This window comes from Lysinibacillus sp. RU7 (genome assembly GCF_057837305.1).
Window position 1 is genome coordinate 42068 of sequence record NZ_JBYQFK010000007.1, and the last position, 15219, is coordinate 57286.

General features: G+C 40.8%; 12 protein-coding genes and 1 other annotated feature. All 12 genes read right to left on the reverse strand.

The genetic code is table 11. The features are described from left to right. Nucleotides 1–25: 25 nt before the first annotated feature. The 12 genes from fusA to nusG all read right to left on the reverse strand — a co-directional run bounded on the left by fusA (nucleotide 26) and on the right by nusG (nucleotide 15187). Nucleotides 26–2104 (reverse strand): elongation factor G, encoded by a 2079-nt coding sequence (gene fusA / locus AC3II9_RS06980; protein ID WP_391374341.1) that lies wholly within the window; start codon nucleotides 2102–2104, stop codon nucleotides 26–28. Nucleotides 2105–2182: 78 nt separating this feature from the next. Beyond that, on the reverse strand, nucleotides 2183–2653 hold the full coding sequence (gene rpsG / locus AC3II9_RS06985) for a 30S ribosomal protein S7 (RefSeq protein ID WP_332649144.1): 471 nt from the start codon (nucleotides 2651–2653) through the stop codon (nucleotides 2183–2185). A gap of 50 nt (nucleotides 2654–2703) precedes the next feature. After that, the gene (gene rpsL, locus AC3II9_RS06990; protein WP_391374344.1) at nucleotides 2704–3123 is read right to left on the reverse strand and encodes a 30S ribosomal protein S12; all 420 of its coding nucleotides are present in this window, start codon (nucleotides 3121–3123) and stop codon (nucleotides 2704–2706) included. A gap of 97 nt (nucleotides 3124–3220) precedes the next feature. Further along, a complete protein-coding gene (locus AC3II9_RS06995; RefSeq protein WP_391374346.1) occupies nucleotides 3221–3472 on the reverse strand; it encodes a ribosomal L7Ae/L30e/S12e/Gadd45 family protein in 252 nt (83 codons plus the stop codon). Nucleotides 3473–3598: 126 nt separating this feature from the next. Then, complete coding sequence (gene rpoC, locus AC3II9_RS07000; RefSeq protein WP_489154295.1) at nucleotides 3599–7288, reverse strand: DNA-directed RNA polymerase subunit beta'; 3690 nt, start codon at nucleotides 7286–7288, stop codon at nucleotides 3599–3601. 187 nt (nucleotides 7289–7475) lie between these two features. Then, nucleotides 7476–11036 carry a DNA-directed RNA polymerase subunit beta gene (gene rpoB / locus AC3II9_RS07005; RefSeq protein WP_489154297.1) on the reverse strand — a complete coding sequence of 1187 codons (3561 nt, stop codon included), beginning with the start codon at nucleotides 11034–11036 and terminating at the stop codon, nucleotides 7476–7478. Between the two features lie 243 nt (nucleotides 11037–11279). Further along, nucleotides 11280–11879 carry a class I SAM-dependent methyltransferase gene (locus AC3II9_RS07010; protein ID WP_489154299.1) on the reverse strand — a complete coding sequence of 200 codons (600 nt, stop codon included), beginning with the start codon at nucleotides 11877–11879 and terminating at the stop codon, nucleotides 11280–11282. A gap of 172 nt (nucleotides 11880–12051) precedes the next feature. Further along, nucleotides 12052–12411, reverse strand: a complete 360-nt coding sequence (rplL, locus tag AC3II9_RS07015) for a 50S ribosomal protein L7/L12 (RefSeq protein WP_489154301.1) — start codon at nucleotides 12409–12411, stop codon at nucleotides 12052–12054. A 75-nt stretch (nucleotides 12412–12486) separates the two neighbouring features. Beyond that, entirely contained in the window at nucleotides 12487–12987 is a 501-nt protein-coding gene (gene rplJ, locus AC3II9_RS07020) for a 50S ribosomal protein L10 (protein WP_489154303.1), read from the reverse strand. Nucleotides 12988–13020: 33 nt separating this feature from the next. Further along, nucleotides 13021–13163: a sequence feature (ribosomal protein L10 leader region), on the reverse strand. 55 nt (nucleotides 13164–13218) lie between these two features. Further along, nucleotides 13219–13917: a 50S ribosomal protein L1 gene (gene rplA, locus AC3II9_RS07025; protein WP_489154305.1), complete on the reverse strand. Its 699-nt coding sequence runs from the start codon at nucleotides 13915–13917 to the stop codon at nucleotides 13219–13221. 123 nt (nucleotides 13918–14040) lie between these two features. Next, nucleotides 14041–14466 (reverse strand): 50S ribosomal protein L11, encoded by a 426-nt coding sequence (rplK, locus tag AC3II9_RS07030; RefSeq protein ID WP_042478596.1) that lies wholly within the window; start codon nucleotides 14464–14466, stop codon nucleotides 14041–14043. A 181-nt stretch (nucleotides 14467–14647) separates the two neighbouring features. Next, complete coding sequence (gene nusG / locus AC3II9_RS07035) at nucleotides 14648–15187, reverse strand: transcription termination/antitermination protein NusG (protein WP_489154306.1); 540 nt, start codon at nucleotides 15185–15187, stop codon at nucleotides 14648–14650. Nucleotides 15188–15219: the final 32 nt, after the last annotated feature.

Genomic DNA, 15219 nt, shown 5'->3' on the forward strand with positions numbered 1-15219 from the left:
TACTTGATACAAGATGAAAATTCAATTATTCACCTTTATTTTTTTTGATGATATCTTCAGCAATTGATTTTGGTACTTCTTCATAATGATCGAATACCATTGAGAATGTACCGCGACCTTGTGTTGCTGAACGTAAAGTTGTAGCATATCCGAACATTTCAGATAGTGGAACCATTGCACGTACTACTTGAGAGTTACCGCGAGCTTCCATACCCTCAACGCGTCCGCGACGAGCAGTAATGTTACCCATGATATCACCAAGGTACTCTTCTGGCATTACAACTTCAACTTTCATCATTGGCTCTAAAATAACTGGGCTACATTTAGATGCAGCAGCTTTTAGTGCCATAGAAGCAGCGATTTTGAACGCCATTTCGTTTGAGTCAACATCATGGTAAGAACCATCGAATAATTTCGCTTTGATGTCGATTAATGGGTAACCAGCAACTACACCGCGGTCAAGCGAGTCACGAAGACCTGCTTCAACTGCTGGAATGTATTCACGTGGTACTACACCACCAACGATAGCATTTTCAAATTCAAAGCCTGCGCCCTCTTCGTTTGGAGAGAACTCGATCCATACGTCACCGTATTGACCACGACCACCTGATTGACGAGTAAATTTACCTTGAACTTGTGCAGAACCACGGAATGTTTCACGGTAAGATACCATTGGCGCACCAACGTTACATTCAACTTTGAATTCACGTTTCATACGGTCAACAAGGATGTCTAAGTGTAACTCACCCATACCAGAGATGATTGTTTGACCAGTCTCTTGGTCAGTGTGAGCACGGAATGTTGGATCTTCTTCTTGTAATTTTTGTAAAGCTTGACCCATTTTATCTTGGTCAGCTTTTGATTTAGGCTCTACAGATAAAGAGATAACTGGCTCTGGGAATTCCATAGACTCTAGGATAACAAGGTTTTTCTCGTCACATAGAGTATCACCAGTAGTCGTATCTTTAAGACCTACAGCAGCAGCGATGTCACCAGCGAATACTTTAGAAATTTCTTCACGGCTGTTCGCGTGCATTTGTAGGATACGACCTACACGTTCACGTTTACCTTTTGTAGAGTTTTGTACGTATGAACCAGAATCTAAAGTACCTGAGTACACACGGAAGAATGTTAATTTACCTACGAATGGATCAGTCATAACTTTAAACGCAAGCGCTGAGAACGGCTGGTCGTCTGAAGAATGACGTACGATTTCTTCGTCACCATCAACAGAAGTACCTTTGATTGCTGGTACGTCAGTTGGCGCTGGAAGGTAATCAACTGCTGCATCTAGCATTTTACGAACACCTTTGTGTTTGAATGCTGTACCGCAAAGTACTGGGTAGAACTCTACCGCGATTGTTGCTTTACGGATAGCTGCTTTCAGGTCAGCTACAGTGATTTCTTCACCTTCTAAGTATTTCTCCATAAGATCTTCATCAACGCTTGCTACAGCATCGATTAATTTCTCACGGTACTCTTCAGCTTGGTCTTGGAATTCTGCTGGAATTTCGCCTACAGTAAGCGCTGTACCTTCGTCGTTTCCATAGAATGTTGCGTTCATTTCTACTAAGTCAATGATGCCTTTGAATTCATCTTCAGCACCGATTGGTAATTGGATTGGGTGAGCGTTTGCTTGTAAGCGCTCATGTAAAGTACCTACAGAGTATAAGAAGTCTGCACCCATTTTATCCATTTTGTTGATGAATACGATACGTGGTACGCCGTAAGTTGTAGCTTGACGCCATACTGTTTCAGTTTGAGGCTCAACACCAGATTGAGCATCAAGTACTGTTACCGCACCATCAAGTACACGTAGTGAACGTTCTACTTCTACTGTGAAGTCTACGTGACCTGGAGTATCGATGATGTTAATACGGTGACCTGCCCATTGAGCTGTTGTTGCAGCAGAAGTGATTGTAATACCACGTTCTTGCTCTTGCTCCATCCAGTCCATTTGAGCTCCACCATCGTGAGTTTCACCAATTTTGTGAATCTTACCAGTGTAATAAAGGATACGCTCAGTTGTTGTTGTTTTACCAGCATCAATGTGAGCCATGATCCCAATATTACGTGTATTCTCTAGAGAGAATTCGCGTTTCATCGGAAATTGCTCCTTCCATATTGGGTTTAGACTATATAAAACCTTGTACTGACCAAATTAGTCAGTACATAGGTTATATTACCAGCGGTAGTGAGCGAATGCTTTGTTCGCTTCTGCCATTTTGTGCATATCTTCACGTTTCTTAACTGAAGCACCAGTGTTGTTTGATGCATCTAAGATTTCGTTAGCTAAACGCTCTTCCATCGTTTTTTCACCACGAAGACGAGAGTAGTTTACTAAGTAACGAAGACCTAAAGTTGTACGGCGTTCTGGACGAACTTCAACCGGTACTTGGTAGTTAGAACCACCAACACGACGAGCGCGTACTTCAAGAACTGGCATTACATTGTTTAATGCCGCTTCGAATACTTCTAGAGGATCTTGACCTGAACGTTCTTTCACAAGTTCGAACGCACCGTATAAAATCTTTTGAGAAGTACCTTTTTTACCGTCAATCATCATTTTATTAACTAAACGAGTTACTAGTTTTGAATTATAAATTGGATCTGGTAACACGTCACGTTTGGAAACAGGACCTTTACGAGGCATGTGTTTTCCTCCTTTCAGATGAATATCTATTTTAGAATTTGTAGTTTAAATTATTTTTTCTCTTTTGGACGTTTTGTACCATATAGAGAACGAGATTGCATACGGCCGTTAACACCAGCAGTGTCAAGTGCACCACGAACGATGTGATAACGTACCCCTGGTAAGTCTTTTACACGACCGCCACGGATAAGAACAACACTGTGCTCTTGTAAGTTGTGGCCTTCACCAGGAATGTAAGCTGTAACCTCGATTTGGTTAGTTAAACGTACACGAGCGTATTTACGTAACGCTGAGTTAGGTTTTTTAGGCGTCATAGTACCTACACGAGTACAAACACCACGTTTTTGTGGAGATTTAACATCAGTTAAAGATTTTTTAAATGAGTTATATCCTTTGTTTAACGCTGGTGAGTCTGATTTCGTGATTTTAGATTTACGAGGCTTACGTACCAATTGGTTAATTGTAGGCATCGATTTTTCCTCCCTTCATTGGATCCTTGTAATACCACACATCCAGGTGGTTCATTTTTTGGGTAAAAACAAAGTCTTTGTGTACTATACACAAAAACTACATCGCAGTAACCGCAACAACTGCAGCTCCAACTTGAATGCCGCAAGCTTTCCCAAGTTCTTTTTTCGACTCAACGAGATGAACTGGTATCCCGATTTCTTTCGCGAGAAGAATGGCCGGATCGGTTACCCAACTGTCTGCATCAAGTGCAATAAAAACTTCGGTCACTTGTCCAGCACGCATCGCTTTCACTGCCTGCTTTGTACCTATGATTGTTTGACTAGCCTGTGTTACTTTATCATAAGACATTTTCATATCCTCCGAAGTACAGACAGTTAACTATCAACCTTGAATATATTATCATCCCTAATACTGAGTGTCAACTAATATCTTTAAAAATCCCGGGTAGGAACACGCCTACCCGGAATACATCATTTATTCAAATGCAGTTAATTCTTCTTCCGTTGCATCGATATCATCTGCAATGCGGATTTGACGGTAACGTTGCATACCAGTACCTGCAGGAACAAGTTTACCGATAATTACGTTTTCCTTCAGACCAAGGAGCTCATCACGCTTACCTTTAATCGCTGCATCCGTTAACACACGTGTTGTTTCTTGGAATGATGCAGCAGATAAGAACGATTCTGTTTCAAGAGACGCTTTTGTAATACCAAGGATTACTGGGCGACATGTTGCAGGGTTTTTCCCACTTAAAACAGCCTCTACGTTTGCCTCAGCAAATTGATGCACATCTAGTAATGAACCTGGTAATAGCTCTGTATCGCCCGCTTCAATTACGCGCACTTTACGAAGCATTTGGCGAACCATTACCTCGATGTGCTTGTCACCAATTTCTACCCCTTGCATACGGTATACTTTTTGTACTTCTTTCAACAGATACTCTTGCACTGTTGCTACATCTTTTACTTTTAATAATTGTTTTGGATCGATAGAACCTTCTGTCAGAATTTGACCAGGTTTCACTTCATCACCTAGTACTACTTTCAGACGTGCATTGTATGGCGCCTGATATTTACGTGTTTCTACTTCACCTGTAATTGTAATTTCTTTTAAGCCTTCGCGAATTTCCTCGATATCTGTCACCGAACCTGAGATTTCAGAAATAACCGCCTGCCCTTTCGGATTACGCGCCTCAAAAATCTCTTGGATACGCGGAAGACCTTGTGTAATATCGTTTCCGGCTACCCCACCTGTATGGAATGTACGCATCGTTAACTGCGTACCTGGCTCACCAATCGATTGAGCAGCGATAATACCAACCGCTTCCCCAACCTCTACTTCGTCGCCAGTAGCTAAGTTCATACCGTAACATTTTTTACATACACCATGCTTTGTATTACATGTGAATGCAGAACGGATAGTTACTTGCTCGATACCAGCTTCTTCAATAACTTTTGCGATATCTTGTGTAATTAATCCATCACGTTCTAAAACAACCGCCCCTGTTTCAGGGTGTAGGATTGTTTTCTTCGTATAACGACCTACGATACGCTCATCTAGTGCTTCGATAACCTCGTTACCTTCCATTAACGCACCGATTGTTAAACCACGGTCCGTACCACAATCATCTTCACGAACGATTACGTCTTGTGCAACGTCTACTAGACGACGCGTTAAGTAACCTGAATCGGCCGTTTTTAACGCTGTATCGGCAAGACCTTTACGCGCACCGTGAGTCGAGATGAAGTATTCTAATACCGTTAAACCTTCACGGAACGAAGATTTGATTGGTAACTCGATAATACGACCAGCTGGGTTGGCCATCAGACCACGCATACCAGCAAGCTGTGTAAAGTTCGATGCGTTACCACGGGCACCAGAGTCAGACATCATAAAGATTGGGTTTGTTTTTTGTAAAGAGTCCATCAGCTTGCCTTGGATAACATCCTTCGCTTTTGACCAGATCTCAATTACGCGATCATAGCGCTCTTCCTCTGTGATTAAACCACGACGGAATTGCTTCATCACTTTGTCTACTTTTCCTTGTGCTTCCTCAAGGATTTTACCTTTATCAGGTAATACCTCGATATCCGATACACCTACTGTAATACCAGCACGAGTTGAGTATTTGAAACCTAAGTCTTTCATGCGGTCAAGCATTTTAGACGTTTCCGTAATTTTAAACTGCTTAAATACTTGTGCGATAACGTTTCCTAAGAATTTCTTACGGAATGGTGACACCGCTGGAATCGAAGCAAAATGCTTACGTAATACAGCTTGGCGTTGCGCTTGGATTTGTTCATCTTCTGATAATGACGCATATCCTTCCGTTGCTTCCACCTCTGCAAGTGCTTCTGCATCAATTGTTAATTTTACAAAATACTTCTCAGGTGTTTTATCTTCTAAGTTTGTATCTGTTGGCTCATTAATATAAGGGAATGATGCCGGTAAAATTTCGTTGAAGATTACCTTACCAACAGTCGTTAATAAGAACATGCTATTTTGCTCTTCTGTAAACGTCGGGTTGTTTAATGAAGAAGCTTTAATCGCAATACGTGTGTGTAAATGCACATGACCTGTTTGATATGCAATTAACACTTCATCTGGACCGTAGAAGATAGCGCCTTCACCACGTGCACCTTCACGCTCAAGCGTTAAGTAGTAGTTACCTAGTACCATATCTTGAGACGGTGTTACAACTGGTTTACCATCTTTCGGGTTCAGGATGTTTTGAGCTGCTAACATCAGTAGGCGAGCTTCTGCTTGTGCTTCTGCTGATAATGGTACGTGGACCGCCATTTGGTCACCATCAAAGTCAGCGTTGTAAGCTGTACATACTAATGGGTGAAGACGAATAGCACGACCTTCTACTAATGTCGGCTCGAATGCTTGAATACCAAGACGGTGAAGCGTCGGGGCACGGTTAAGTAATACCGGATGCTCACGAATAACGTCTTCTAAAACGTCCCATACTTCATTGTGCATACGCTCGATTTTACGCTTTGCACTCTTAATATTATGTGCAAGACCACGTTCTACCAGTTCTTTCATAACAAAAGGCTTGAATAACTCAATCGCCATTTCTTTTGGTAGACCACATTGGTACATTTTTAAGTTTGGACCTACTACGATAACGGAACGACCAGAGTAGTCTACACGTTTACCAAGTAAGTTTTGACGGAAACGACCTTGTTTCCCTTTCAGCATATGTGAAAGCGATTTTAACGGACGGTTACCAGGACCTGTTACCGGACGACCACGACGACCGTTGTCAATTAAAGCATCGACTGCTTCTTGTAACATACGTTTTTCGTTTTGTACGATAATGCTTGGTGCACCAAGATCCAGTAAACGTTTTAAACGGTTGTTACGGTTAATAACACGACGGTATAAATCATTTAAGTCAGAAGTGGCGAAACGACCACCATCTAATTGCACCATTGGACGAAGCTCTGGTGGAATAACAGGTAGTACATCAAGAATCATCCAAGATGGCTTGTTGCCTGAGTTACGGAATGATTCTACTACTTCAAGGCGTTTAATCGCACGTGTACGGCGTTGTCCTTGAGCAGTTTTTAACTCTTCTTTTAACATGACTGTTTCTTCTTCTAAGTCGATTTGTTCAAGAAGCTTTTTAATCGCTTCTGCGCCCATCGCCGCTTCGAATGTATTACCGAATTTTTCACGGTATGCACGGTATTCTTTTTCAGAAAGTAGTTGTTTATGTTCTAAATTTGTACCTGCAGCATCAATTACTACATAAGATGCAAAGTAAATGACTTCCTCAAGTGCACGTGGTGACATATCTAAAATCAGCCCCATACGACTTGGGATACCTTTGAAGTACCAAATATGCGAGACAGGAGCAGCTAATTCAATATGCCCCATACGCTCACGGCGAACCTTTGCACGTGTTACTTCCACACCACAACGGTCACAAACTACACCTTTATAACGAACACGTTTGTATTTACCACAGTGACATTCCCAATCTTTTGTTGGTCCAAAGATTCGTTCACAGAAAAGACCATCTTTTTCTGGTTTTAATGTACGGTAGTTGATTGTTTCCGGCTTTTTCACTTCACCATAAGACCAAGAACGAATCTTGTCTGGAGAAGCTAAACCAATTTTCATATATTCAAATTCATTAACGTCTATCAAGGAGCCTACCTCCCTTTAGTATAAGTCCTTTAATGACTTTTCCGTAGCTCGACATATAATGGCAAAAAAAGTTTAAACGCTATCCGATTAAACTTTTTGCACAGGAAAATTACATAAGTAATACATGTGGGCAGGCAATACCTGCCCATGAAATGTATGACTTTGCTAAAACATTTAGTACATTTTATTATTCAAATGATTCTACTGGCTCTTCTTCCGCAACTGGCGCAATATTTAATGCATCTGCCGGTTGAAGATCGTCTTCATCATCTAAATCACGAAGCTCTACCTCTTCATCATTGATTGTTAACATCTTAACATCCATACCTAAAGATTGAAGCTCTTTGATTAATACTTTAAATGATTCTGGTACACCTGGTTCTGGTACACTCTCACCTTTTACGATTGCTTCATATGTTTTCACACGACCTACAACATCATCTGATTTTACAGTTAAAATCTCTTGTAATGTGTAAGCAGCACCGTAAGCTTCAAGTGCCCATACCTCCATCTCACCGAAGCGCTGACCACCGAATTGTGCTTTACCACCAAGCGGTTGTTGCGTTACTAATGAGTATGGACCTGTTGAACGTGCATGTAGTTTATCGTCAACCATGTGCGCTAGTTTGATCATATACATAACACCAACAGATACACGGTTGTCAAATGGCTCACCTGAACGTCCATCATAAAGAATCGTTTTACCATCACGGTTCATACCAGCTTCTTCCATCGTATCCCAAACATCTTCCTCATTAGCGCCGTCAAATACAGGCGTAGCCATGTATTCACCTAAGTAGCGTGCAGCCATTCCTAAGTGTAGCTCTAATACTTGTCCGATGTTCATACGAGAAGGTACCCCAAGTGGGTTTAACATAATGTCAACTGGTGTGCCGTCTGGCATAAACGGCATATCTTCTTCCGGTAAGATGCGAGAGATAACCCCTTTGTTACCGTGACGTCCGGCCATTTTGTCCCCAACGCGAATTTTACGTTTTTGAACAATATATACACGAACTAATTGGTTTACACCCGGTGGTAATTCATCGCCATCTTCACGATTGAATACTTTTACATCTAGAACGATACCGCCAGCTCCGTGAGGTACTTTTAATGATGTATCACGTACTTCACGTGCTTTCTCACCGAAGATTGCATGAAGTAGTCGTTCTTCAGCCGTTAACTCCGTAACCCCTTTAGGTGTTACTTTCCCTACTAAGATATCGCCATCGCGAACTTCCGCACCAATACGGATGATTCCGCGTTCGTCTAAGTTACGCAGTGCATCTTCCCCAACGTTTGGAATATCACGTGTGATTTCTTCAGGTCCTAGCTTTGTATCACGAGACTCTGATTCATATTCTTCAATATGAACAGATGTATATACATCGTCTTTTACAAGGCGCTCACTCATAATAACCGCATCCTCGTAGTTAAAGCCATCCCATGTCATGAACGCAACAAGTACGTTACGACCAAGTGCTAATTCGCCACTTTCCATTGATGGACCGTCAGCTAAAATATCACGTGGTTTTACACGGTCGCCCACTTTTACGATCGGACGTTGGTTATACGATGTACCTTGGTTTGAACGAATGAATTTTTGTAATTTGTATTTTACTAAGTCGCCTTTTACCTCTTTGCCGTCAACCGTTTCAATTGTACGAACGTGGATTGAACGAGCTTCTACATGCTCCACAATCCCATGGTATTTAGCGACAACAGCAGCACCAGAGTCACGCGCGTCAACGTGCTCCATACCAGTACCAACAAATGGTGCCTCTGGATTTAATAATGGAACCGCTTGACGTTGCATGTTCGCACCCATCAGCGCACGGTTTGAGTCATCGTTCTCTAAGAACGGAATACAAGCTGTGGCAGCAGATACGACTTGCTTTGGTGATACATCCATGTAGTCAATAACGTCACGTTTGAACACCGTGTTATCACCACGGAAACGTCCTACTACTTCTTCGTTAGCAAACGTTTTATCTGGGCTTAATATAGAGTTCGCTTGTGCGACTACATAGTTATCTTCTTCATCCGCCGTTAAGTAATCGATTTGCTCTGTTACTTGACCAGTTTCAGGGTCTACACGACGGTAAGGCGTTTCGATAAAGCCAAATTTATTTACTTTTGCGAACGATGAAAGCGAGTTAATCAGACCGATGTTTGGTCCCTCAGGCGTTTCAATCGGACACATACGACCATAGTGAGAGTAGTGAACGTCACGTACTTCCATACCAGCACGTTCTCGTGTTAAACCACCAGGTCCTAATGCAGATAAACGACGTTTGTGCGTTAACTCTGCTAATGGGTTTGTTTGATCCATGAATTGCGATAATTGTGAGCTACCAAAGAACTCTTTAATCGATGCAATCACTGGACGGATATTGATTAGCTGTTGTGGTACGATAGCTGCTGTGTCATTGATGGACATACGCTCACGTACGACACGCTCCATACGAGATAAACCGATACGGAATTGGTTTTGCAGTAGCTCACCAACAGAACGTAAACGACGGTTACCTAAATGGTCGATATCATCCGTATTACCTACACCATATAATAAGTCAAAGAAGTATGAAACCGATGCTAAAATATCAGCTGGTGTAAGATTTTTTACTTCTTCATCGATATATGCATTAGAAATTACATTAATTTCTTTTTGTGATTCATCATTTGGGGCATAAATTTTAATCGATTGTACCGTAATATCATCCTCTAACACGCCACCTACTTGTGATAGCGTACGGAAACCAACACCTTTTTCTAAATAAGGTATTAATTTATCCAATGTACGACGATCGATTAACGTTCCCTTTTCAACTAAAACTTCACCAGTTTCTGGATCAGCTAATGTTTCTGCAATCGTTTGATTGAATAAACGATTTTTGATATGCAGCTTTTTATTCATTTTATAGCGACCAACATTCGCTAAATCATAACGTTTTGCATCGAAGAAACGAGAGTAAAGTAAACTTTTCGCACTTTCAACTGTTGGCGGCTCACCTGGACGTAGACGCTCGTAAATTTCAAGAAGCGCTTTTTCAGTGCTTTCTGTATTATCCTTTTCAAGCGTATTACGTAAGTACTCGTTATCACCGATAATATCGATAATTTCTTGGTCTGAGCCAAAACCTAACGCACGTAACAATACAGTGACCGGTAGTTTACGTGTACGATCAATACGAACGTATACAACATCCTTTGCATCCGTTTCGTATTCAAGCCATGCTCCACGGTTCGGAATGACCGTAGCACCGAAGCCTTTTTTACCGTTTTTGTCCGTTTTATCATGGAAGTAAACACTTGGAGAACGAACTAACTGCGAAACGATAACACGCTCAGCACCGTTAATAATAAACGTACCTGTTTCTGTCATTAATGGGAAATCACCCATAAACACATCTTGCTCTTTTACTTCATCTGTTTCTTTGTTGTGTAAACGCACTTTTACGCGTAATGGCGCAGCAAAAGTTACGTCACGTTCTTTACATTCATCAACATCATACTTCGGCTCACCTAATGTATAGTCGACAAATTCAAGTGAAAGATTACCTGTAAAATCTTCGATTGGAGAAATGTCGTGGAACATCTCGCGCAATCCTTCTTCAAGGAACCACTCATAAGATGCTGTTTGAATTTCGATTAAGTTCGGAAGCTCCAGCACCTCATTAATACGCGCAAAGCTTCTACGCTGGCGGTGTTGTCCGTACTGAACTAGTTGACCTGTCAACTCATTCACCCCTCAATAAAGCGATAATAGGTCTTTGCAAAATCCACCAAATGGTGTATGATTTCGAAAGACAAAAAGAAAACGAGACACAAGTTTGATCTCATTTTCGGTTAAACTAAACTTATTTTTGAGCAGTCTGCCCTAAAAATCTACTTTTTAATACAAAAGGGCATACTTCTTCAAAATAATAATTTTGCATTTTATTATGTTATCACATTCAATTTGTCAAGTCAATATTTACAGTTATGTTCGCTATTTTTTCGCGCGAATAATCCAATAACCTTTTTTCTTCTCAACAATATCTACTTCTGAAAACATTTCTTCTAAATAACTTACTGTCGATGGTGCCCCTTGCTTTTTTTGAATGACAACCCAAAGCTCACCTGCTTCAACTAACTTTTCATACGATTCATTGTAAAATTTAAAAATCGTCTCTTTCCCCGCACGAATAGGCGGATTTGTTAGAATCGCTGCCGCTTTCACATCACCAACCGTAGCAAGTCCATCACTTTCAAAAATTCGTACATTTTGAATCCCGTTCAATTGCGCATTCTTTTGAGCCAGTGCAATGGCACGGGTATTAATGTCCATCATATGGACGAAACGCTCTGGATGCGCCTTTGCAATCGACAACCCAATCGGACCATAGCCACAACCAACATCCAATATATCACCTGCTACTTCTGGTATTTCAAAAGCTTCGATTAATACACGGGAACCAAAATCTACTTCGCTTTTACTAAATACGCCCGCATCTGTTTCAAATGTAAACACAGACCCTAGTAAAGTAAACTTCCATTGGCGTGGCTTGCTTTCCGTTTGAGGTTTGTTGGAATAATAATGTTCAGACATAATACAACACGCCTCCGTTCATTTATAAATGATTAGTCAAAAATAAATCTCTATTTACTTTGATTAAAATACTATCTTTTTCATGCGGATGTCTACAAAGCTTTAAGCTTTTCTATCTCTAAAAAGAAAAGCCCGTCACATTGACGAGCTTTTCATACAACTAGAGTTAAAATTACTTAACTTCTACAGTTGCGCCAACTTCTTCAAGTTTAGCTTTGATTTCTTCAGCCTCTTCTTTAGAAGCGCCTTCTTTAAGAGCTTTAGGAGCGTTATCTACTACTTCTTTAGCTTCTTTTAAGCCAAGACCAGTGATTTCGCGTACTACTTTGATAACTTTGATTTTTTCAGCACCAGCGCTAGCTAATACTACATCAAATTCAGTTTGTTCTTCAGCTGCTGCAGCACCGCCTGCAACTACAGCTACAGGAGCTGCTGCTGTTACACCGAATTCTTCTTCGATAGCTTTTACTAAATCGTTTAATTCAAGAACTGTCATAGCTTTAACAGCTTCTAAGATTTGCTCTTTTGTCATTTTAATTTCCTCCTATGGAATGTTTTATAATTTAAAGTTTAGGCCGTTAAGCCGAGATTCGAAGTTTGGGGTGAATTAAGCACCTTGTTCTTCTTTTTGTTCTGCAACTGCTTTTGTTGCAAGCGCAAGATTGCGGATTGGCGCTTGAAGTACAGATAAAAGCATAGAAAGTAGACCTTCGCGTGATGGAAGTTCTGCAAGAGCTTTAACATCAGCTTCAGATGCAACCGTACCTTCGATAATACCAGCTTTAATTTCTAACGCGTCGTTTTTCTTAGCGAACTCGTTGATAATTTTTGCTGGAGCTACTACGTCTTCGTTAGAGAACGCAACAGCGTTTGGACCAGTTAAGAATTCGTTGATAGCTTCTACACCAGCAACTTCTGCAGCACGACGAGTTAAAGTGTTTTTGTATACTTTGAACTCTACGCCAGCTTCACGAAGTTGTTTACGTAATTCTGTAACTTGAGCAACGGTTAAACCGCGGTAATCAACTACTACTACAGATGCAGCAGCAGAGAATTTATCAGCGATTTCTTGTACTTGAACCTTTTTAGTTTCAACTGCTTTGCTCATTTATGACACCTCCTATTAGAATGAGTCATTTATACCGACAAAAGAAAGCCCTTATGCCAAAGTAGACATAAGGGCAGAAAGTCATCATCTTAAAAGAATCCGAACTCCGATGTCCTCGGTAGGATCATTAAGTGACAAGTCACTCCTACTGTCTACGGTACAAATGGATGATTCACAACAGCAACAATCTTACCAAGTAAGCGAAGCATTGTCAACCAAATTTAAATAAAATTATTTAATCACTACTGATTGAGTATCCACTTTAACAGCTGGACCCATTGTAGTTGTTACGTTTACAGACTTCATATAAGTACCTTTAGCTGCAGCTGGTTTAGCTTTTTGTACTACATCGAATACTGTTAAGAAGTTTTCTACTAATTTTTCTGTTTCGAAAGAAACTTTACCGATAGGAGCGTGGATAATACCCGCTTTGTCAGCACGGTATTCTACTTTACCAGCTTTGATTTCTTCGATTGCTTTTGTTACGTCAAATGTAACTGTACCAGTTTTAGGGTTTGGCATTAAACCTTTAGGACCTAATACACGACCAAGTTTACCAACTTCACCCATCATATCTGGAGTTGCAACGATTACATCGAACTCAAACCAACCTTGTTGGATTTTTGTGATGTACTCTGCATCGCCTACATAGTCAGCGCCAGCAGCTTCTGCTTCTTTAAGTTTTTCACCTTTAGCGAATACTAATACGCGTTGTGTTTTACCAGTACCGTTTGGAAGCACTACTGCACCACGGATTTGTTGGTCGTTTTTACGAGTATCGATTCCTAATTTGAAAGCAACTTCTACAGTAGCGTCAAAGTTTACTGTGCTTGTTTTTTGAGCTAAAGCGATTGCTTCTGCTGCTTCATATAATTTAGAACGGTCTACTAATTTAGCCGCATCTTGTAACTTTTTACCTTTTTTAGCCATTGTTAATTTCCTCCTTGATTGTGGTTGTAGCGGAATGAACCTCCCACGAATAAAGGTTGCGCCCTCAACAGAGTGCAGCAACCTTCCAAAAACAAATGCATCATCAAGTCTTTGAAGATGGGATTAGTCTTCGATAACAATACCCATGCTTCGTGCAGTACCTTCAACCATTAACATTGCAGCTTCTACAGATGCAGCGTTTAGGTCTGGCATTTTTTGTTCAGCGATTTCGCGAACTTTATCACGTTTAACCGTTGCAACTTTCTTACGGTTTGGTTCACCAGATCCAGATTGGATACCAGCAGCTACTTTAAGTAATACTGCAGCTGGTGGAGTTTTTGTAATGAAAGTGAACGAACGGTCTTCGAATACTGAAATTTCAACCGGAATGATTAGACCAGCTTGATCAGCAGTACGAGCGTTGAACTCCTTACAGAATCCCATGATGTTAACACCTGCTTGACCTAGTGCAGGACCAACCGGTGGAGCTGGGTTAGCTTTACCAGCAGGAATTTGAAGTTTTACAACTTTAATTACTTTTTTAGCCACGAGACACACCTCCTTAAGTCCGTGATGTGGTAATTGGGTTGCCCCTCCCACTCAATATCTGTCTGTCGGCTTAAAATCCGATAACATTAAAAATGAAATGATGTATCAAACTGAAATAAATTGACAGTCTGACCTATGAAATGATAACACTTTTATTTTGTTAACGCAAGTAGAAATAATTCTATATTTTGCGAATTTGTGTAAAGTCCAGTTCCATCTTCGTCTCACGGCCGAACATATCAACCGTTACTTTTATCTTACCTTTTTCTACATCAATTTCTTCCACTCTACCTTGGAAGTGCGCGAATGGTCCTTCTAACACTTCAACCACTTCGCCTACTGTCACAGCCACTTCACCAATTGCTGTTTCATTCATACCCATTTGAGCAAGTAAGCGCTCTGCTTCTTCCGGTAATAATGGTGTTGGTTTTGCTCCTCCACCTGATGAGCCGATGAAACCTGTCACACCCGGTGTATTACGTACAACATACCACGAATCATCCGTCATGATTAACTCCACTAATACATAACCAGGGAATACTTTACGCATGACCGTACGCTTTTTACCATCTTCTTTAATATCGATTTCTTCATGTTCAGGAACGATTACACGGAAGATTTTATCTTGCATGCCCATTGTTTCAACACGTTTTTCAAGATTTGCTTTTACACGGTTTTCATAACCTGAATAAGTATGCACTACATACCAATTTTTCTCCATAATTCACGGAGCCCTCCTTCTAGTACTTGTGA